We start from the raw sequence: 19,010 nt of genomic DNA, 5'->3' as shown, positions 1-19,010 counted from the left end.
GGGGAGACAATGGACCTATCTATCGCCGCCATCCTGGCGCAGGACGGCATCACCTCGGGCGCGATCTACGCGTTGCTGGCACTGGCGCTGGTGCTGGTGTTCTCGGTGACCCGCGTCATCTTCATTCCGCAAGGCGAATTCGTTGCCTATGGCGCGCTGACGCTGGCGGCGATGCAGGCCGGGCACGCGCCACAGACCAGCTGGCTGCTGCTGGCGATGGGCGTGCTGACCTTCCTCTACGAGACCGTCACCGTGCTGCGCAGCGCCGAGCTGCGGCGCACGCTGGGCCAGCGGCTGGCGGTGCTGGCCGGCAAGTACCTGGTGTTCCCGCTGGCGGTGCACTGGGTGGTGCAGCAGTATGGCGCGCAGCCGCTGCCGATGCTGGCGCAGGTCGCGCTGACGCTGCTGATCATCATCCCGCTGGGGCCGATGCTGTACCGGCTGGCCTACCAGCCGCTGGCCGAGGCCAGCACGCTGGTGCTGCTGATCGTCTCGGTGGGGGTGCACTTCGCGCTGGTGGGGCTGGGGCTGGTGATGTTCGGCGCCGAGGGCTCGCGCACCAATCCGTTTTCGGATGCCCGCTTCGAGGTGGGCGCGCTCAGCATCTCCGGGCAGAGCCTGTGGGTGGTGGCGGTGTCGGCCCTGCTGATCGGCGCCCTGTACTTTTATTTCGAACGCACGCTGCAGGGCAAGGCGCTGCGCGCGACCGCGGTGAACCGGCTGGGCGCGCGCCTGGTCGGCATCGGCACCACGCAGGCGGGACGCCTGTCGTTCACGCTGGCGGCGGCGATGGGCGCGCTGTGCGGCATCCTGATCGCGCCGCTGACCACGGTGTACTACGAGTCGGGCTTCCTGGTGGGGCTGAAGGGCTTTGTCGGCGCCATCGTCGGTGGGCTGGTGAGCTATCCGGTGGCGGCGCTCGGCGCGCTGCTGGTGGGCCTGCTGGAATCGTATTCGTCCTTCTGGGCCAGCGCGTTCAAGGAGGTCATCGTCTTCACACTGATCATTCCGGTGCTGCTGTGGCGCTCGCTGACGAGCAAGCATGTCGAGGAGGAGGAATAAGCCATGACCATGCTGACCGACAAGCAGGCCGGCGTGGCCGGCGCCGAGGCCGGCAGCCGCGCGCGGCTGAACCGCAACCGGGTGCTGGTGCTGGCGCTGATCGTGGTGCTGGCGCTGCTGCCGGTGCTGCCGACACCGGAGTTCTGGATCACGCTGGGCAACTACATCGGGCTCTACAGCATCGTCGCGATCGGGCTGGTGCTGCTGACCGGCGTGGGCGGCATGACCTCGTTCGGGCAGGCGGCGTTCGTGGGCCTGGGCGCGTACAGCACCGCTTACCTGACCACGCAGTTCGGGCTGTCGCCGTGGTTCGGGCTGCTGGTGGGGCTGGTGATCACGATGGCGTCGGCGTATGTGATCGGGCTGATCACGATGCGCATGTCCGGGCATTACCTGCCGCTGGCGACCATCGCCTGGGGCCTGTCGCTGTTTTTCGTGTTCGGCAACCTGGAGTTCCTGGGCAAGTACGACGGCATCAGCGGCATCCCGGTGCTGTCGCTGTTCGGCATCGAACTGCAGTCTGGCCGCGCGATGTTCTATCTGATCTGGGCAGTGGTGCTGCTGGCAGTGCTGGCGATGCAGAACCTGCTGAACTCGCGCCCGGGACGAGCGATCCGCGCGCTCAAGGGCGGCGGCGTGATGGCCGAGGCCATGGGCGTGAATACCGCGTGGATGAAGGTGGTGGTCTTCGTGGTCGCGGCGATCCTGGCGTGCGTGTCGGGCTTCCTGTACGCACACCTGCAGCGCGCGGTGAACCCGACGCCGTTCGGTTTGAACTACGGCATCGAATACCTGTTCATGGCCGTGGTCGGCGGCGTGGGCCACGTGTGGGGCGCGGTATTGGGTGCGGGCATCCTGACCATCCTGAAGGACGTGCTGCAAGGCTTGCTGCCCAAGCTGCTCGGTGCCGATGGCAACTTCGAGATCATCGTCTTCGGCGTGCTGCTGGTGCTGCTGCTGCAGTACGCCCGCGATGGCATCTGGCCGTTCCTGCGGCGCCTGGTGCCTTCCGGCCCGCCGGTGCTGGCACCGGGGCAAGCCGCCGGGCTGGCGGTGCGCCAGAAGCCCGAGGCGGGCGAGCTGATCCTGGACGTGCGCGCCGCGCGCAAGCAGTTCGGCGGGCTGGTCGCGGTCAACGATGTCAGCTTCCAGGTGCGCGCCGGCGAGATCATCGGCCTGATCGGCCCCAATGGCGCGGGCAAGTCCACCACCTTCAACCTGGTCACCGGCGTGCTGCCGGTCTCGGGCGGCGAGGTGCGCTACCGCGGCGAGGTGATCTCGGGCCTGCCGTCGCGCGAGATCGTCAAGCGCGGCATCGGCCGCACCTTCCAGCACGTGCACCTGCTGCCGACCATGACGGTGCTCGAGAACGTCGCCATCGGCGCCCACCTGCGCGGCGACTTCCGCGCGCAGGGCGGCGTCTGCGCCGCGATCCTGCGCATGAACAAGGTCGAGGAAGACAAGCTGCTGTTCGAGGCCAAGCGCCAGCTGGAGCGCGTCGGCCTGGCCGACTGCATGTACATGGAAGCCGGCAGCCTGGCGCTGGGGCAGCAGCGCATCCTGGAGATCGCGCGCGCGCTGTGCTGTGATCCGGCGCTGCTGCTGCTAGACGAGCCTGCCGCGGGCCTGCGCTACAAGGAAAAGCAGGCGCTGGCCGAACTGCTGCGCAAGCTGCGCGGCGAAGGCATGAGCGTGCTGCTGGTCGAGCACGACATGGACTTCGTGATGAACCTGACCGACCGGCTGGTGGTGATGGAGTTTGGTTCGCGCATCGCCGAGGGCGTGCCCGAGGAGGTGCAGAAGAATCCGGCGGTACTGGAAGCCTATCTGGGCGGCGTGGAATAAATCTGGAGCACGGACCCGATATGAGCCTGATTCTGGAAGTGAAGGACCTGCACGTGCGCTACGGCAAGGTCGAGGCGGTGCATGGCGCCAACCTGAAGGTCGAGGCCGGCCGCATCGTCACCGTGATCGGCCCGAATGGCGCCGGCAAGTCGACCATGCTCAATGCGATCATGGGCGCGCTGCCGGTGACGGGGTCGTCCAGCGGCACGGTCAGCTACCTGGGGCACGACATGGCCGGCATCCCGGTGGAAGGGCGGGTTGCGCGCGGCATGTGCCTGGTGCCGGAAAAGCGCGAGCTGTTCGCGTCGATGACGGTGGAGGACAACCTGCAGCTCGGCGCCTTCCGCCGCAAGCGCGCCGGCGACAAGCAATACCTGGATCAGATGGACGTGGTCTACGACCTGTTCCCGCGGCTGCGCGAGCGCGCGCGCCAGGATGCCGGCACGCTCTCCGGCGGCGAACGGCAGATGCTGGCGGTGGGTCGCGCGCTGATGGCCAAGCCGCAGCTGCTGATGCTGGACGAACCCAGCCTTGGCCTGGCCCCGCTGATCGTCAAGGAGATCTTCCACATCATCAGCAACCTGCGCCAGACCGGCGTGGCCACGCTGCTGATCGAGCAGAACGCCCGCGCGGCGCTGCAGGTGGCCGACTACGGCTATGTGATCGAGACCGGCGACATGGCGATGGAAGGGCCGGCCGGCGAACTGGCGGCGAACCCGAAGGTGATTGAAACCTATCTTGGACTGGCGAAAAAGGCGGCGTAGCTGGCGTTGCTTTCGCCTGAGGAATGAGGGCCCGCACAAGCGGGCCCTTTGTTATTGGTGGTGTGAATAACTTTGGGGATAACCTGATTTTCCAGTCGTTTAACGCTTCAGCCGGTTGCGCTTCTGCGAGAACTCAGATGGCTATTCGCCGAATAGATGTTTGGGATATTAAGTGCGCTCCACACATCCATAAGTTTGATGGAGGCAGCGGGTGGAATTTGTTTGATGAATGTCTCAATGGCACTTAAGGCCATCGAAAGTTATCTGCCGAATAGTTCGGCCTTTTCCCGGGCAGTGTCCTCAGCGGCCGTGTCCAGCAGCCATGTGCGGAAACAATGCAGCGCCGGATGATCGCGCCGTTCTTTCGGCGCACACAGAAAATAGCCGCGTTGCAGCGTAATCGGCAGGTCAAACGGGGCTATCACGCGTCCCGCCGCAATTTCCTCGCGCACCAGGCAGCGCTGCAGCACGGCCACGCCCATGTCGGCGCGCACCGCCTGGATCAGGATCGAGACCTGGTCGAACGCTGTGGATAACCGGGGCGCAGCGTTGGGTACGCCGGCCGCCAGCAGCCAGTTTTGCCAGTTCGCCGGCGCGGTGGTGTGGTAAAGCAGGGGCTCGTCCAGCAGCTCGGCGGGAGACTGCCAACGGCCGGCCTCGCGGCGGGCGCGTGCGCGGTCCGGGTGGCAGACCGGCACCATTTCCCGACCTACCACGTAGTCGGCCTGCAGGCTGGGCCACTTGCCGGCCTCACCGGCCAGAATCGCGGCGTCGGGGGAGGAAGGGCCGGACAAGTCTTCATCGCGCTGGTAGGGGACGAAGTCCAGTCGGATTTCCGGATGGCGGCGGTGGAAATCGGGCAGCCGCGGCACCAGCCAGACGCTGGCCAGCGTGGGCACCACGGACAAGGTCAGGTGGTGCCGGCGGTCGCCGGCACGCAACGCGGCGCTGGCGTGTTCGATCGCCGCGAGCGGTTCGGCCACGGCATCGAGCAGTTGCCGGCCGGCGTCGGTCAGTCCCAGCCGGTGGGCGTTGCGTTGCAGCAGCGGCTGGCCAAAATGCGCTTCCAGCCGGGCGATGGCGCGGCTGATCGCTCCCTGCGTCACGCACAGTTCCTCCGCCGCGCGCGTAAAGCTGCCCAGCCGCGCCGCGGTGGCAAAGGCGTGCAGCTCGGACATCGAAGGGGAATGCAACCGCATGGCGGAGGAGAGGGGCGGAGAGCGGAGGAGAGCGGGCCTGGCGGTGTGCCGCGCCCAGCGCCAGGATGATCTTTGGTAATGCAAAGGTGCAATATAGTCGTTTGCGCCCGGCCGGTAAACGGCTGACACTCGCCCGGTTCATGCACAAAACACCAACAGGAGAAACCCCATGATCCGAGCCCGGATGTCCCGCCGCCAGCTGCTGCTGACCGGCACCGCCGCCACCGCCACGCTGGTCTTTGCCGGCAGCGCGCTGGCGCAGGCCAACTACCCGACCCGCCCGATCCGCCTGATCGTGCCGTTTGCCGCAGGCGGCTCGACCGACCTGTCGGCGCGCCTGGTGGCGGAGTTTGCCGGCCGCGAGCTGGGGCAGTCGATCGTCGTGGAAAACAAGGGCGGCGCCGGTGGTTCGCTGGGCATGGAGCAGGTCGCCAATGCCACGCCGGATGGCTACACCATCGGCATGGCCACGGTCAGCACGCACGGCTCCAATCCGGCCGTTTACCCCAAGCTCAAGTACGACCCGATCAAGGACTTTGCCCCGGTCACCAACGTGGTGGCGATCCCCAGCGTGTTCGCGGTGCACCCGAGCGTGCCGGCCAAGACCATGCAAGAGTTCATCGCGCTCGCCAGGGCCAACCCTGGCAAGTACAGCTTCGCCTCGCCGGGTGCCGGCTCGCTCGGACACGTCAACATCGAGAACTTCATGATGCTGGCCAAGATCGACCTGCTGCACGTGCCCTACAAGGGCGCCGGACTGGCGCTGAACGACGCCGTGGCAGGGCAGGTGAACGCGATCACCGACAACCTGTCGTCGACGCTGCCGCACGTGAAGGCCGGCCGTCTGCGCGCGCTGGCGGTGCTGGGTGCGGCGCGCTCCGCGCAGCTGCCCAACGTGCCGACCTACGCCGAACTGGGCTTCAAGGACATGGGCGAGGGCGGCTGGTTCGGCATTGTCGCGCCCGCCAATACGCCGCCCGCCATCGTCGCCAGGCTGAACCAGGCGATCCACAAGGCCATGCAGAACCCCGAGTTCAAGCGCAAGGTCGAGGAGTCCGGCGGCACCCTGGTGCCGACCACGCCGGAGCAGTTCAAGGCACAGATCCAGCAGGCCATGGCGCGCTACGCCCGCGTCGCCAAGGCTGCCGAGATCAAGCTGGACTAAGGCATGGCGGAAGCAAGCAAGCAGGCGGCCGCGCTGCCGCCGGTGATCGTGCGCCTGCCGGAAGGGGAGGCCCTGCCGCTGGTGTGCGACTCGCCGCATAGCGGGACGGCCTACCCGGCGGACTTTGGCGCCGCGGTGCCGGCAGCACGGCTGCGCGGCGGCGAGGATACGCATGTGGATGCGCTGTGGCAGGCCGTGCCGGCGGTGGGCGGCACGCTGCTGGCAGCGACCTTCCCGCGTGTCTATATCGATCCGAACCGGATGGCCGATGACATCGACCCGGCCCAGCTGGATGGTGCCTGGCCGGTGCCGCTGGCTCCGGGGCCGAAGACGCAGCTGGGCTACGGCCTGATCTGGAGCCGAATCGACGCGGCCACGCCAATCTATGACCGGCGGCTGACGGTCGCGGAGGTGCAGGCCCGCATCGAGCGCTACTATCGTCCGTACCATGCGGCGCTGGCCGAGGCCGTGGAGGGCGCTTACACGCGCTTTGGCGCGCTCTGGCACCTGAACCTGCACTCCATGCCCAACAACGCCTACGAGCGCCTGAAGATCGTCAGCCCGTATCCGCTGGCGGACTTTGTGCTGGGCGATCGCGATGGCACGACCTGCGAGCCGGGGCTGGTGGATCTGGTCGAGCGGGAGTTGCGCGGCATGGGCTACACGGTGGCGCGCAACGACCCCTACAAGGGCGTGCAATTGATCGCGCAGATCGGGCGTCCGGCGGAGCGGCGCAACAGCCTGCAGATCGAGATCCGGCGCCCCCTGTACATGGATGAGGCGACTCGCGAGCGCAATGCGGGCTTTGCGTCGCTGCAGCGCGACCTGGGCAAGCTGACCAAGCAAGTGGCGGCCTATATCCGTTGCCAGCTCTGAGACGCTTGTTCCACGTGAAACATATGGCCGGGCCTTGCGCCCGGCCTTTTTGTTTCACGTGAAACACAACGTCGCTTTCAGGCGACTGACGACGTACCGAAAGCGCCATGTTTCACGTGAAACATGGTGTCCGTCGGAAAGCGATAACTCGAATGCCGCTATAATTTCGCATTCCCGTATTTTCCCGCCAGCCTCCCGGAGGAGGTGTCCCATGCTTTACCCGAAAGAATTCGATGTCATCGTCGTCGGCGGTGGCCATGCCGGCACTGAAGCCGCCCTTGCCGCGGCCCGCATGGGCTGCCAGACGCTGCTGTTGACCCATAACATCGAGACGCTTGGGCAGATGAGCTGCAACCCGTCGATCGGGGGCATCGGCAAGGGGCACCTGGTCAAGGAAGTGGATGCCATGGGCGGCGCCATGGCGGCGGCCACGGACGAGGCCGGCATCCAGTTCCGCATCCTGAACTCCAGCAAGGGACCGGCCGTGCGTGCCACGCGCGCCCAGGCCGATCGCGTGTTGTATCGGAAGGCGATCCGCACCCGGCTGGAGAACCAGCCGAACCTGATGCTGTTCCAGCAAGCCGTCGATGACCTGATGGTGGAGGGCGACCGTGTCGTCGGCGCCATGACGCAGGTCGGCATCGCCTTCCGCGCGCGCGCGGTCGTGCTGACCGCCGGCACTTTCCTGGACGGCAAGATCCATGTGGGGCTGGACAACTACACCGGCGGCCGCGCCGGCGACCCGGCCGCGGTGTCGCTGTCGGCGCGCCTGAAGGACCTGAAGCTGCCGCAAGGCCGCCTGAAGACCGGCACGCCGCCGCGCATCGACGGGCGCACCATCGATTTTTCGGTGATGGAAGAACAGCCCGGTGACCTCGATCCCGTGCCGGTGTTCTCGTTCCTGGGCCGGCCCGAACAGCACCCGCAGCAACTGCCGTGCTGGATCACCCATACCAACAGCCGTACCCACGACATCATCCGCGGCGGGCTGGACCGCTCGCCGATGTACACCGGCGTGATCGAGGGGGTAGGGCCGCGTTACTGCCCCAGCATCGAGGACAAGATCCATCGCTTTGCCAGCAAGGAAAGCCATCAGATCTTCCTGGAGCCGGAAGGCCTGACCACCAACGAGTTCTATCCCAACGGGATCTCGACCAGCCTGCCGTTCGACGTGCAGCTGGAGCTGGTGCACTCGATCCGCGGCCTGGAGAACGCCCATATCCTGCGTCCTGGCTATGCGATCGAATATGACTACTTCGATCCCCGCGGGCTGAAGGCATCGCTGGAGAGCAAGGCGATCCGGGGCCTGTTCTTCGCCGGCCAGATCAATGGCACGACCGGTTATGAAGAAGCCGCGGCGCAGGGCCTGCTGGCCGGTATCAATGCCGGTTGCTACGTACGCGAGCGGGATCCATGGACGCCGCGCCGTGACCAGGCCTACCTCGGCGTACTGGTCGATGACCTGATCACGCGTGGCGTGACCGAGCCGTATCGCATGTTCACCAGCCGGGCGGAGTTCCGCCTGAGCCTGCGGGAAGACAACGCCGACATGCGGCTGACCGAGGTTGGCCGTGAACTGGGCGTGGTCGACGATGCGCGCTGGGACGCGTTCAACCGCAAGCGCGACGCTGTTTCACGTGAAACAGAGCGCCTGAAGAGCACCTGGGTGAACCCGGCGATGCTGCCGGCAGAAGAGGCGATGCCGCTGCTGGGCAAGCCGATCGAGCGCGAGTACAGCCTGGCCGACCTGCTGCGTCGCCCGGAAGTCAGCTACGACGCCCTGATGGCGCTGCAGGACGGTCGCCACGCGCCCGAGGCGCCGCTGGATGCGGAGCCGATGCTGGCGGAGCAGATTCGCGAGCAGATCGAAATCGGCATCAAGTACCACGGCTATATCGCCCGCCAGGCGGCCGAAGTCGACAAGCTGGAAGCCAATGAATCGACGCGCCTGCCGGAAGGGCTGGATTACACCGAAGTGCGCGGGCTGGGTTTTGAGGTCAGCCAGAAGCTGAACCAGCATCGCCCGGAAACCCTGGGCCAGGCATCGCGCATCTCGGGTGTGACGCCGGCGGCGGTCTCGCTGCTGCTGGTACACCTGAAGAAGAAAGGACTGGGCCGCGGCCGGGCAGACGCCGGCACCTCGTCCGGCAACGGTGAAGAGGCTGCCTGAGAGTGCCTGCACTGCGACCCACCATGACCGACGACGCCACGCAGCGTCGTCGCCTTGAAGCGGGGCTGGCCGAGATCGGGCTGGCCCTGGCGCCGGACCGGATCGACACGCTGTTCGCCTACTTGGCGCTGCTGCGCAAATGGAATGGCGTCTACAACCTGACCGCCATCCGTCATCCCGACGAGATGCTTACGCATCACCTGCTGGATTCGCTCGCCGCCGTCCCGGCGCTGGCCGAAGCCGCCCGCGCCGTCGAAGTGGATGCACCGGCGCGGGGCAGGGTGCTCGATGTGGGCTCGGGTGGCGGCATGCCGGGCCTGCCGCTGGCCATCGCCTGTCCGGAGGTATCGGTGCTGATGGTCGACATCGTGCAGAAGAAGACCGCTTTCCTGACCCAGTGCCGCGCCCAGCTGGGCTTGTCCAACGCCGCCGCGCATTGGGGCCCGGTGGAGAAGCTGGATGATGCCGACGGCTTTGCCGTGATCACCTCGCGCGCGTTTGCCGAGCTGACGGATTTCGTCAGCCTGTCGGGCCAGCTGCTGGCGCCGCGCGGCAAGCTGATCGCGATGAAGGGGGTGTATCCGCAGGCCGAGCTGGACCGCATGGAAGCCGCCGGGCTGATGGCGCAATGGCAGGTCGACGCCGTGCCGCGGCTGACCGTTCCCGGGCTGGACGCGGAGCGCCACCTGGTGGTCCTGTCGCGCCGCGCGGGCGCCCCCGCATGACCTACGCCGCGGCGCCGCGCAGGCGCGCCGCGAACTGCCAGCCGCGTGCTGGCCGGATGATTTGAAGCAGGAGCCGCAGGAGCTTATGGCCAAGGTATTCGTGATCGCAAACCAGAAGGGCGGGGTAGGCAAGACCACCACCACGGTGAACCTTGCCGCTGGCCTGGCGGCGCAGGGCCAGCGCGTGCTGCTGGTCGACCTGGACCCGCAGGGCAATGCCTCGATGGGCTCCGGCATCGACAAGCAGGCGCTGGAAACCAGCGTGTACCAGGTGCTGGTCGGCCTGGCCGGCATCGCCCAGGCGCGCCAGCGCTCCGAAACCGGCAAGTACGACGTGCTGCCGGCCAACCGCGAACTGGCCGGTGCAGAAGTGGAACTGGTCGAGCTGGACCAGCGCGAGCGCCGGCTGCGCCAGGCGATCGCGGAGGTCGACGGCGACTATGACTTCGTGCTGATCGATTGCCCGCCGTCGCTGTCGCTGCTGACGCTGAACGGCCTGTGCGCGGCGCACGGGGTGATCGTGCCGATGCAGTGCGAGTACTTTGCGCTGGAAGGGCTGTCGGACCTGGTCAACACCATCAAGCAGGTGCACGCCAACCTGAACCGCGACCTGCAGGTGATCGGCTTGCTGCGCGTGATGTTCGATCCGCGCGTGACGCTGCAGCAGCAGGTGTCGGCGCAACTGGAATCGCACTTCGGTGAGAAGGTCTTCAAGACCCTGATTCCGCGCAATGTGCGGCTTGCCGAGGCACCGTCCTATGGCATGCCGGGCGTGGCGTTCGATCCGTCATCGAAGGGCGCCAAGGCGTACCTGGATTTCGGCGCCGAGATGATCGCGCGGGTCAGGCAGCTGGGCTGAAGGAGAGGGCAAGAGCATGAGCACTGCAAAGAAGAAGGGCCTGGGCCGCGGCCTCGAAGCGCTGTTGGGCGGGCCCGCCGAAATCGTCGAGTCGGTCAAGCAGGAGGGTGCGCCCACCGTGCTGAACCTGAACCAGTTGCAGCCGGGCAAGTACCAGCCGCGCACGCGCATGGACGAGGGTGCGCTGCAGGAGCTGGCCGCGAGCATCCGGGCCCAGGGGTTGATGCAGCCGATCCTAGTGCGGCGCGTGGCCGAGCCCGACCGCTACGAGATCATTGCCGGCGAGCGGCGCTTCCGCGCCTCTAAACTGGCCGGGCTGGACAAGGTGCCGGTGCTGGTCAAGGACGTGGCCGACGAAGCCGCGGCCGCGATGGCGCTGATCGAGAACATCCAGCGCGAAGACCTGAATCCGCTGGAAGAAGCGCAGGGCATCATGCGGCTGATCCGCGAGTTCAGTTTCACGCACGAGCAGGCGGCCGAGTCGGTGGGCCGCTCGCGCAGCGCGGTGTCGAACCTGCTGCGCCTGCTGAACCTGGCCGCGCCGGTGCAGACCATGCTGATGGCCGGTGACCTCGACATGGGCCACGCGCGCGCGCTGCTGGCAGTGGACGGTGCCAACCAGATCACGCTGGCCAACCAGATCGTCAACAAGCGGCTGTCGGTGCGCGAGACCGAGAAGCTGGTGGCCTCGACGCTCAAGCCGTTCGACCTGAAGTCGCTCAAGCAGAAGGGCACCAATAACGTGCGCGACGTGGCGCGGCTGGAAGAGGAGTTGTCGGATGCGCTCGGGCTGGCGGTGCAGATCAAGCTGTCGCCGCGCGGCAAGGGCCAGCTGACGATCCACTTCAGCAACAACGATGCGCTCGAAGGGGTGCTGACGCGCCTGCGCGAATCGCGCGAAGGGCAGCAGGCTGCCTGATTTACTGCGCGATTAACGGCCATTGCTGCGGCGACTGTTGCGCGCACGCAGCACTGGTCGGGACGATCCGCGGTATACCTTGTGCCCGACCGGTAATCCCCCATCATGCGCAGGGTTCACTGCGCAATCCAATTACGTCAAACGTCATTGCCGCGCAATTTTCGCGCAGCCATCATGCAATCGTGATGGCAACCGTTGTGCGCAACGCACTGCAAGGTAAATGTAAGCAGATTGACGCGAATCAGTAGTTCCCCTTAAAATCGTGCGGTTTGAATTCTGGTCGGGCCGAAAAGTTCCGGCCCGGATAAGGCAGGCAGGTGGTGGTGCGAGACCGTCAGCAACGAGGCGCCGGGTCCCGTCAGGAAGATGACTGGGACGACTGGAAAGAAGGCGCGGACCGTGAGGAAGAGGCTGTCGATCCGCTGTCGCATGCCGAGGCGGTGACGCTGTTTGGCGAGCGCGCGCTGCGTCCTTCGCGCATGACCCCGGGCAAGGTTGTCCTGGCGCAGGTGGCGGTTTCCCTGCTGTCGGCACTGTGCTGGGCGCTGTTTGCGAAGGAGCCGGGGCCATATGGATGGTCGGCGCTGTTCGGCGGCATGGTGTGCTTCGTGCCGAGCGGGTTCTTCGCCTTCCGCCTGTGGCTGGCGCGCGATCGCGCTTCGGTAGGCGGACTGGTGTTGGGCGAGGCGATCAAGGTCTTTGCCACGGTGGCGCTGCTGGTGCTGGTCGTGGTGCTGTACCGCGATCTGCGCTGGGTGCCGATGCTGGTCACGTTCCTGCTGGCGCTGAAGACATACTGGGTGGTGGCCCTGGCCTTGCGCTAGGACCGCTGCTTGAAAACGGTGCTTCCTTTGCAAGTGGTGGCACCAAGACGGAATATCAAGAGTTTCCGTGACGGCTGCGGCGGGTTTCATGGCGCTGACACCGGGCACGGCCAAGGTTGGAAACCCGCTTGCATCGCGGTGACCGGCGAATCCGCCGAAGGCAATGCAAGACGCGTACCGGGCGCTGCACAGAACAGCGGCGCGCGGCCCGAAGATTTCGCAATATACCGTTCGATTCGACAATGGCAGAAGCTACCCAAAGCGCGGAACACGTGCTGACACCCTCCGGCTATATCGCCGAACACTTGCAGAACTTGAACTCGGTCGGCGGCAAGCAGGCGTCGGTGGTCGATTTCTCCGTGATCAACTATGACACGGTGTTCTGGTCGGTGCTGTGCGGCGCCATCGCCGTGCTGTTCCTGTATGCCGCCGCGCGCCGCGTCACCGCGGGCGTGCCGGGCCGCTTCCAGGCCTTCGTCGAGATGATCGTCGAGATGGTCGACGACCAGGCCAAGGGCATCATTCATGGCGACCGTTCGTGGATCGCCCCGCTGGCACTGATGGTGTTCTGCTGGATCACCATGATGAACGCGATCGACCTGATCCCGGTCGACTGGGTCACCGGCCTGAACAAGGTCCTCGAGATCTTCCACATCCATATCCCCCACCACCGCGCAGTGGCCACGGCTGACCTGAACGGCACGCTGGGCATGTCGTGCGCCGTGCTGGTGCTGATGATCTACTACAGCTTCAAGATCAAGGGCGCGGGCGGCTTCATGCACGAGCTGTTCTCGGCCCCGTTCGGCGCCAAGTGGTACCTGGCCCCGTTCAACCTGGTCCTGAACATCATCGAATTCCTGGCCAAGGCCGTGTCGCTGGGCATGCGGTTGTTCGGCAACATGTACGCCGGCGAACTGGTGTTCCTGCTGATCGCGCTGCTGGGTTCGATCTGGACGTTCGGCGCGGACCTGTCGGCTCTGGGCTTTGTCGGCCATGTCGTGGCCGGCGCGGTCTGGGCGATCTTCCACATCCTGATCGTCCTGCTCCAGGCCTTCATTTTCATGATGCTGACGCTGGTGTACATCGGCCAGGCTCACGATCACCACTGATCACTGCAAGTTTCAGGTTTTTGGTTTTTTGGTTTTTTGGTTCTAAGTCTCTCTAAATTAAAGGAGTCATCATGCAAGCATTTCTCGCCAACATCCAGGGTCTGACCGCCATCGGTATCGGCATCATCATCGGCCTGGGCGCCATCGGCGCCTGCCTGGGCATCGCCCTGATGGGTGGCAAGTACATCGAAGCCTGCGCACGTCAGCCCGAGCTGATGAACCCGCTGCAAACCAAGATGTTCCTGCTGGCCGGCCTGATCGACGCGGCATTCCTGATCGGCGTGGGTGTTGCAATGCTGTTCGCGTTTGCCAACCCGCTGCTGGCTGTCATCCAGTAATTCTTTTCGGTCTGCATGATGCTGACGGGCGGCGCGGGCCACCAGCCTGGCCGCCTTTTGTGCATTTATCTGTAGTTTGATTACCGAAAGGAACACACCATGAATCTGAACGCAACGTTTTTTGCGCAGATGGTCGTGTTCTTCATCCTGTGGTGGGTTGTTGCCAAATTCATTTGGCCGCCGCTGGTGAAGGCGCTCGACGAACGCGCAAAGAAGATCGCCGATGGCCTCGCCGCTGCCGAGAAGGGCAAGGCCGAGCTCGAACTCGCCAACAAGCGTGTGGACCAGGCCATGGCCGAAGCCCGCACCGAAGGCGCTCAACGTGTCGCTGACGCCGAGAAGCGCGCCCAGCTGACGGCTGACGAGATCAAGCAGAACGCCCAGGCAGAAGCCGCACGCATCATCGCCCAGGCCAAGGCCGAAGCCGAACAGCAGGTTACCCGCGCGCGCGAAGAACTGCGCGACCAGGTCGCCGTGCTGGCCGTCAAGGGTGCCGAGCAGATCCTCAAGCGTGAAGTGAACGCGCAGGTCCACAACGACCTGCTCAATCAACTCAAGGCTGAGCTCTAATCATGGCTGAAACCGCAACCATTGCCCGTCCCTACGCTGAGGCGCTGTTCCGCGTCGCCAGCGAATCGAGCGCAGGCAACCTGGGTGCATGGTCCGAGCTGGTGTCGGAAATGGGGCAGGTTGCCGCCAATCCCGACATGAAGGCGGTCGCCGACGATCCGAACGTTCCTGGCGCCAAGCTGGCCGAACTGTTCCTGTCGGTGCTGAAGTCCCCGGTCAGCGACGAAGCGCGCCGCTTCGTGCAACTGCTGGTGGACAACAACCGCCTGACGGTGATGCCCGACATCGCCGAACAGTTCCATGCGCTCAAGAACGCCCGCGAAGGGTCGTCCGACGTTGAAATCACCAGCGCCTTCCCGCTGGAAGATGGTCAGCTGAACGACCTCGTCGCCGCCCTCGAACGCAAGTTCGGCCGCAAGCTGTACGCGCAGGTGGCGGTGGACCCGTCCCTGATCGGCGGCGTCAGCGTCAAGGTTGGCGACGAAGTGCTCGACACCTCCGTGCGTGCGCGCCTGGCAGCCATGCAAACCGCGCTGACCGCCGCCTGAGCGGCCGTCCGGCGGATTGAAGAATTAGGAGCATTGTGATGCAACTGAACCCCTCAGAAATCAGCGAGCTGATCAAGACCCGCATCTCGGGCCTTGGCGCCGAAGCTGAAGTGCGCAACACCGGCACGGTGATCTCCGTGACCGATGGTATCTGCCGCGTGCATGGCCTGTCTGGCGTGATGCAGGGCGAGATGCTGGAATTCCCCGGCAACACCTTCGGCCTCGCGCTGAACCTCGAGCGCGACTCGGTCGGCGCCGTGGTGCTGGGTGAGTACGAACACATTTCCGAAGGCGACACGGTCAAGTGCACCGGCCGCATTCTGGAAGTGCCGGTGGGCAAGGAACTGCTGGGCCGCGTGGTCAACACGCTGGGCCAGCCGATCGACGGCAAGGGCCCGATCAACGCCAAGGAATCGGACGTGATCGAGAAGGTGGCCCCGGGCGTGATCGCGCGTCAGTCGGTGAGCCAGCCGGTGCAGACCGGTCTGAAGTCGATCGACGCGATGGTGCCGATCGGCCGTGGCCAGCGTGAGCTGATCATTGGCGACCGCCAGACCGGCAAGACCGCCGTCGCGGTCGACGCCATCATCAACCAGAAGGGCAAGGGCGTCTTCTGCGTGTACGTGGCAATCGGCCAGAAGGCTTCGACCATCGCCAACGTGGTGCGCAAGCTGGAAGAGCACGGCGCGATGGAATACACCGTCGTCGTCGCCGCCGCCGCTTCGGACTCGGCGGCCATGCAGTACCTGGCCGCCTACGCCGGCTGCACCATGGGCGAGTACTTCCGCGACCGCGGCGAAGACGCGCTGATCGTCTATGACGACCTGACCAAGCAAGCCTGGGCCTACCGCCAGGTGTCGCTGCTGCTGCGCCGCCCGCCGGGCCGCGAAGCCTACCCCGGCGACGTGTTCTACCTGCACTCGCGCCTGCTCGAGCGTGCCGCCCGCGTGAACGCCGACTACGTCGAGAAGTTCACCAACGGTGCCGTCAAGGGCAAGACCGGTTCGCTGACCGCGCTGCCGGTGATCGAAACGCAGGCCGGCGACGTGTCCGCGTTCGTGCCGACCAACGTGATCTCGATCACGGACGGCCAGATCTTCCTGGAAACCGACCTGTTCAACGCCGGTATCCGCCCCGCCATCAACGCCGGTATCTCGGTGTCGCGCGTCGGTGGTGCTGCGCAGACCAAGGTGGTGAAGAACCTGTCCGGCGGTATCCGTACCGACCTGGCCCAGTACCGTGAACTGGCTGCGTTCGCGCAGTTCGCCTCGGACCTGGACGATGCCACCCGCAAGCAGCTGGAGCGCGGCCGCCGCGTGACCGAACTGCTGAAGCAGCCGCAATACCAGCCGCTGCAGGTGTGGCAGCTGTCGGCTTCGCTGTTCGCCGCCAACAACGGCTTCCTCGACAACGTGGAAGTGAAGGACATCCTGCCGTTCGAGAAGGGCCTGCACGACCACCTGAAGACCAAGTACGCCGACCTCATCAACCGCATCGAAGAGACCAAGCAGCTCTCGAAGGAAGATGAAGCCGCCCTGCGTGCCGCTGTCGAGGATTTCAAGAAGTCCGCCGCGTTCTAACCGCGTAATTCCACGACATCGTCGCCGCGCCTGGCTCACGCCGGCGCGGCGATGGTTCGGATGGAGAGGAAGATATGGCCGGAACGAAAGAGATTCGAACCAAGATCAAGAGCGTGCAGAACACGCGCAAGATCACCAAGGCGATGGAGATGGTCGCCGCGTCCAAGATGCGCAAGGCGCAGGAGCGGATGCGCAACGCCCGTCCTTACGCCGAGAAGGTGCGCAACATTGCGGCGCACCTGGCTACGGCCAACCCCGAGTTCAAGCACCCGTTCATGCAGGAGCGCGACGTCAAGCGCGTCGGCATGATCGTGGTCACGACCGACAAGGGGCTGTGCGGCGGCCTGAACACGAACGTGTTGCGCTCGGTGACCAATGAGCTGAAGGCCCTGCAAGGCCGTGGCGTGGATGTGCAAGCCACCGCCATCGGCACCAAGGGCATGCAGTTCCTGGGCCGTATCGGCGCCAAGGTGGTTTCGCACGTGGTGCACCTCGGTGACACCCCGCATCTGGAAAAGCTGATCGGCGCGATCAAGGTCCAGCTCGACGCCTTCACCAATGGTGAAGTCGACGCGGTGTACGTGGCGTACACCAAGTTCATCAACACGATGAAGCAGGAACCGATGGTTGAGCAGCTGCTGCCGCTCGCCGCCGACAAGCTGTCGCAGACCGAAGAAGAGAAGCGCGCCTACTCGTGGGACTACATCTACGAGCCTGACGCCCAGACCGTCGTGGAAGAGCTGCTGGTCCGCTACGTCGAGGCGCTGGTGTACCAGGCCGTGGCCGAGAACATGGCGTCCGAGCAATCGGCGCGCATGGTGGCCATGAAGGCTGCGTCCGACAACGCCAAGAACGTGATCGGCGAACTGCAACTGGTCTACAACAAGACCCGTCAGGCCGCGATTACCAAGGAACTGTCGGAAATCGTCAGCGGTGCAGCTGCGGTCTAAGGCGTCACGAATTCAAGCTATCGGAGATACGAAATGAGTATCGGAAATATTGTGCAGTGTATTGGCGCCGTGGTGGACATCGAGTTCCCCCGCGACGCAATGCCGAAGGTGTACGACGCGCTCGTGCTGGAAGAATCCGGCGACGCCTCGTTCGCCGAGAAGGGCCTGACCTTCGAAGTCCAGCAACAGCTGGGCGACGGCGTGGTGCGTACCATTGCCCTGGGCTCGTCGGACGGCCTGCGCCGCGGCATGGCAGTGAAGAGCACCGGCGCCCCGATTTCGGTGCCGGTTGGCCACGGCACCCTGGGCCGCATCATGGACGTGCTGGGTCGCCCGATCGACGAAGCCGGCCCGATCGCCTCGGACGAACTGCGTGCGATCCACCAGAAGGCACCGAAGTTCGATGAACTGTCGCCTTCCGTTGACCTGCTCGAAACCGGCATCAAGGTGATCGACCTGGTCTGCCCGTTCGCCAAGGGCGGCAAGGTGGGCCTGTTCGGTGGCGCCGGCGTGGGCAAGACCGTCAACATGATGGAGCTCATCAACAACATCGCCAAGCAGCACAGCGGTCTGTCGGTGTTTGCCGGCGTGGGCGAGCGTACCCGTGAAGGGAACGACTTCTACCACGAAATGAAGGACTCGAACGTGCTCGACAAGGTGGCCATGGTGTTCGGCCAGATGAACGAGCCGCCGGGCAACCGTCTGCGCGTGGCGCTGACCGGCCTGACCATGGCCGAGCGCTTCCGCGACGAAGGCCGTGACATCCTGTTCTTCGTCGACAACATCTACCGCTACACCCTGGCCGGTACCGAAGTGTCGGCACTGCTGGGCCGTATGCCTTCCGCCGTGGGCTACCAGCCGACGCTGGCTGAAGAAATGGGCAAGCTGCAGGAGCGCATCACGTCGACCAAGACCGGCTCGATCACGTCGATCCAGGCCGTGTACGTGCCTGCCGATGACTTGACCGACCCGTCGCCTGCCACGACCTTCCTGCACCTGGACTCGACCGTGGTGCTGTCGCGTGACATCGCCGCGCTGGGTATCTACCCCGCCGTCGATCCGCTCGACTCGACCTCGCGCCAGCTGGACCCGCAAGTGGTCGGCACCGAGCACTACGAAGTCGCCCGCCGCGTGCAGCAGACCCTGCAGCGCTACAAGGAACTGCGCGACATCATCGCGATTCTGGGCATGGACGAACTGTCGCCGGAAGACAAGCTGGCCGTCTCGCGCGCCCGTAAGATCCAGCGTTTCCTGTCGCAGCCGTTCCACGTGGCCGAAGTGTTCACGGGTTCGCCGGGCAAGTACGTGCCGCTGAAGGAAACCATCCGCGGCTTCAAGATGCTGGTCGACGGCGAGTGCGATCACCTGCCCGAGCAGGCGTTCTACATGGTCGGCTCGATCGACGAGGCCTTCGAGAAGGCCAAGAAGCTCCAGTAAGCCTTGCTTGTCGTTCCCGTGCGAGCGGGAGCGAAGGCAGGCCCGGTTCGGACCGGGCCTGCCGCTTGAG

The 19,010-nt window shown here is 65.3% G+C and carries 18 protein-coding genes; 17 read left to right on the top strand and 1 reads right to left on the bottom strand.

Going from position 1 to position 19,010, the window contains the following annotated elements:
- The first annotated feature begins 9 nt into the window (after positions 1 to 9).
- Genes C7416_RS24265 through C7416_RS24255 form a run of 3 tightly spaced genes read left to right on the top strand, consistent with a single transcriptional unit; the run spans position 10 to position 3,671 of the window.
- A complete protein-coding gene (locus tag C7416_RS24265) occupies positions 10 to 1,062 on the top strand; it encodes a branched-chain amino acid ABC transporter permease (protein WP_062795867.1) in 1,053 nt (350 codons plus the stop codon).
- 3 nt (positions 1,063 to 1,065) lie between these two features.
- Positions 1,066 to 2,907 (top strand): branched-chain amino acid ABC transporter ATP-binding protein/permease, encoded by a 1,842-nt coding sequence (locus tag C7416_RS24260; protein ID WP_111521296.1) that lies wholly within the window; start codon positions 1,066 to 1,068, stop codon positions 2,905 to 2,907.
- A gap of 20 nt (positions 2,908 to 2,927) precedes the next feature.
- Positions 2,928 to 3,671, top strand: coding sequence for an ABC transporter ATP-binding protein (locus C7416_RS24255; protein ID WP_111521295.1), 744 nt, complete (start codon positions 2,928 to 2,930; stop codon positions 3,669 to 3,671).
- Between the two features lie 260 nt (positions 3,672 to 3,931).
- Here C7416_RS24255 and C7416_RS24250 read toward each other — a convergent pair whose 3' ends face one another.
- Entirely contained in the window at positions 3,932 to 4,870 is a 939-nt protein-coding gene (locus C7416_RS24250) for a LysR substrate-binding domain-containing protein (RefSeq protein ID WP_111521294.1), read from the bottom strand.
- Between the two features lie 169 nt (positions 4,871 to 5,039).
- Between C7416_RS24250 and C7416_RS24245 the strand changes: the two genes are divergently transcribed.
- The 14 genes from C7416_RS24245 to atpD all read left to right on the top strand — a co-directional run bounded on the left by C7416_RS24245 (position 5,040) and on the right by atpD (position 18,940).
- Complete coding sequence (locus C7416_RS24245) at positions 5,040 to 6,035, top strand: Bug family tripartite tricarboxylate transporter substrate binding protein (RefSeq protein ID WP_111521293.1); 996 nt, start codon at positions 5,040 to 5,042, stop codon at positions 6,033 to 6,035.
- Positions 6,036 to 6,038: 3 nt separating this feature from the next.
- Positions 6,039 to 6,911 (top strand): N-formylglutamate amidohydrolase, encoded by an 873-nt coding sequence (locus C7416_RS24240; RefSeq protein ID WP_111521292.1) that lies wholly within the window; start codon positions 6,039 to 6,041, stop codon positions 6,909 to 6,911.
- A 211-nt stretch (positions 6,912 to 7,122) separates the two neighbouring features.
- Entirely contained in the window at positions 7,123 to 9,081 is a 1,959-nt protein-coding gene (mnmG, locus tag C7416_RS24235; protein ID WP_111521291.1) for a tRNA uridine-5-carboxymethylaminomethyl(34) synthesis enzyme MnmG, read from the top strand.
- A 23-nt stretch (positions 9,082 to 9,104) separates the two neighbouring features.
- Positions 9,105 to 9,806 carry a 16S rRNA (guanine(527)-N(7))-methyltransferase RsmG gene (rsmG, locus tag C7416_RS24230; RefSeq protein ID WP_111521290.1) on the top strand — a complete coding sequence of 234 codons (702 nt, stop codon included), beginning with the start codon at positions 9,105 to 9,107 and terminating at the stop codon, positions 9,804 to 9,806.
- An 85-nt stretch (positions 9,807 to 9,891) separates the two neighbouring features.
- On the top strand, positions 9,892 to 10,665 hold the full coding sequence (locus C7416_RS24225) for a ParA family protein (RefSeq protein WP_062795850.1): 774 nt from the start codon (positions 9,892 to 9,894) through the stop codon (positions 10,663 to 10,665).
- Between the two features lie 16 nt (positions 10,666 to 10,681).
- Complete coding sequence (locus C7416_RS24220; protein WP_018006203.1) at positions 10,682 to 11,584, top strand: ParB/RepB/Spo0J family partition protein; 903 nt, start codon at positions 10,682 to 10,684, stop codon at positions 11,582 to 11,584.
- Positions 11,585 to 11,901: 317 nt separating this feature from the next.
- The gene (locus C7416_RS24215; RefSeq protein WP_012354284.1) at positions 11,902 to 12,408 is read left to right on the top strand and encodes an ATP synthase subunit I; all 507 of its coding nucleotides are present in this window, start codon (positions 11,902 to 11,904) and stop codon (positions 12,406 to 12,408) included.
- 242 nt (positions 12,409 to 12,650) lie between these two features.
- Positions 12,651 to 13,517, top strand: coding sequence for a F0F1 ATP synthase subunit A (gene atpB / locus C7416_RS24210; protein ID WP_035848827.1), 867 nt, complete (start codon positions 12,651 to 12,653; stop codon positions 13,515 to 13,517).
- Between the two features lie 71 nt (positions 13,518 to 13,588).
- Positions 13,589 to 13,855 (top strand): F0F1 ATP synthase subunit C, encoded by a 267-nt coding sequence (atpE, locus tag C7416_RS24205; protein WP_011299478.1) that lies wholly within the window; start codon positions 13,589 to 13,591, stop codon positions 13,853 to 13,855.
- A 99-nt stretch (positions 13,856 to 13,954) separates the two neighbouring features.
- A complete protein-coding gene (locus C7416_RS24200) occupies positions 13,955 to 14,425 on the top strand; it encodes a F0F1 ATP synthase subunit B (RefSeq protein WP_062795846.1) in 471 nt (156 codons plus the stop codon).
- Positions 14,426 to 14,427: 2 nt separating this feature from the next.
- Positions 14,428 to 14,973: a F0F1 ATP synthase subunit delta gene (locus tag C7416_RS24195; protein ID WP_111521289.1), complete on the top strand. Its 546-nt coding sequence runs from the start codon at positions 14,428 to 14,430 to the stop codon at positions 14,971 to 14,973.
- A 38-nt stretch (positions 14,974 to 15,011) separates the two neighbouring features.
- Positions 15,012 to 16,553, top strand: a complete 1,542-nt coding sequence (gene atpA, locus C7416_RS24190) for a F0F1 ATP synthase subunit alpha (protein ID WP_111521288.1) — start codon at positions 15,012 to 15,014, stop codon at positions 16,551 to 16,553.
- Positions 16,554 to 16,627: 74 nt separating this feature from the next.
- Positions 16,628 to 17,503, top strand: coding sequence for a F0F1 ATP synthase subunit gamma (atpG, locus tag C7416_RS24185; RefSeq protein ID WP_111521287.1), 876 nt, complete (start codon positions 16,628 to 16,630; stop codon positions 17,501 to 17,503).
- Between the two features lie 33 nt (positions 17,504 to 17,536).
- Positions 17,537 to 18,940, top strand: a complete 1,404-nt coding sequence (gene atpD / locus C7416_RS24180; RefSeq protein WP_018006198.1) for a F0F1 ATP synthase subunit beta — start codon at positions 17,537 to 17,539, stop codon at positions 18,938 to 18,940.
- Positions 18,941 to 19,010 lie beyond the last annotated feature (70 nt).

This window comes from Cupriavidus phytorum (assembly GCF_003254285.1).
GTDB lineage: Bacteria > Pseudomonadota > Gammaproteobacteria > Burkholderiales > Burkholderiaceae > Cupriavidus > Cupriavidus phytorum.
Note: the sequence above shows the minus strand (reverse complement) of the source record. Positions and strands in the feature narration are given on the sequence as shown.

Bases quoted from the DNA above. Each gene is read 5' to 3' on its own strand.
- C7416_RS24260 (WP_111521296.1), top strand. From the start codon at position 1,066: ATGACCATGCTGACCGACAAGCAGGCCGGCGTGGCCGGCGCCGAGGCC.
- atpG (WP_111521287.1), top strand. From the start codon at position 16,628: ATGGCCGGAACGAAAGAGATTCGAACCAAGATCAAGAGCGTGCAGAAC.
- rsmG (WP_111521290.1), top strand. From the start codon at position 9,105: ATGACCGACGACGCCACGCAGCGTCGTCGCCTTGAAGCGGGGCTGGCC.
- C7416_RS24250 (WP_111521294.1), bottom strand. From the start codon at position 4,870: ATGCGGTTGCATTCCCCTTCGATGTCCGAGCTGCACGCCTTTGCCACC.
- C7416_RS24265 (WP_062795867.1), top strand. From the start codon at position 10: ATGGACCTATCTATCGCCGCCATCCTGGCGCAGGACGGCATCACCTCG.
- atpA (WP_111521288.1), top strand. From the start codon at position 15,012: ATGCAACTGAACCCCTCAGAAATCAGCGAGCTGATCAAGACCCGCATC.
- C7416_RS24220 (WP_018006203.1), top strand. From the start codon at position 10,682: ATGAGCACTGCAAAGAAGAAGGGCCTGGGCCGCGGCCTCGAAGCGCTG.
- C7416_RS24195 (WP_111521289.1), top strand. From the start codon at position 14,428: ATGGCTGAAACCGCAACCATTGCCCGTCCCTACGCTGAGGCGCTGTTC.
- C7416_RS24200 (WP_062795846.1), top strand. From the start codon at position 13,955: ATGAATCTGAACGCAACGTTTTTTGCGCAGATGGTCGTGTTCTTCATC.
- atpE (WP_011299478.1), top strand. From the start codon at position 13,589: ATGCAAGCATTTCTCGCCAACATCCAGGGTCTGACCGCCATCGGTATC.
- C7416_RS24245 (WP_111521293.1), top strand. From the start codon at position 5,040: ATGATCCGAGCCCGGATGTCCCGCCGCCAGCTGCTGCTGACCGGCACC.
- mnmG (WP_111521291.1), top strand. From the start codon at position 7,123: ATGCTTTACCCGAAAGAATTCGATGTCATCGTCGTCGGCGGTGGCCAT.
- C7416_RS24240 (WP_111521292.1), top strand. From the start codon at position 6,039: ATGGCGGAAGCAAGCAAGCAGGCGGCCGCGCTGCCGCCGGTGATCGTG.
- C7416_RS24255 (WP_111521295.1), top strand. From the start codon at position 2,928: ATGAGCCTGATTCTGGAAGTGAAGGACCTGCACGTGCGCTACGGCAAG.
- atpB (WP_035848827.1), top strand. From the start codon at position 12,651: ATGGCAGAAGCTACCCAAAGCGCGGAACACGTGCTGACACCCTCCGGC.
- C7416_RS24225 (WP_062795850.1), top strand. From the start codon at position 9,892: ATGGCCAAGGTATTCGTGATCGCAAACCAGAAGGGCGGGGTAGGCAAG.
- atpD (WP_018006198.1), top strand. From the start codon at position 17,537: ATGAGTATCGGAAATATTGTGCAGTGTATTGGCGCCGTGGTGGACATC.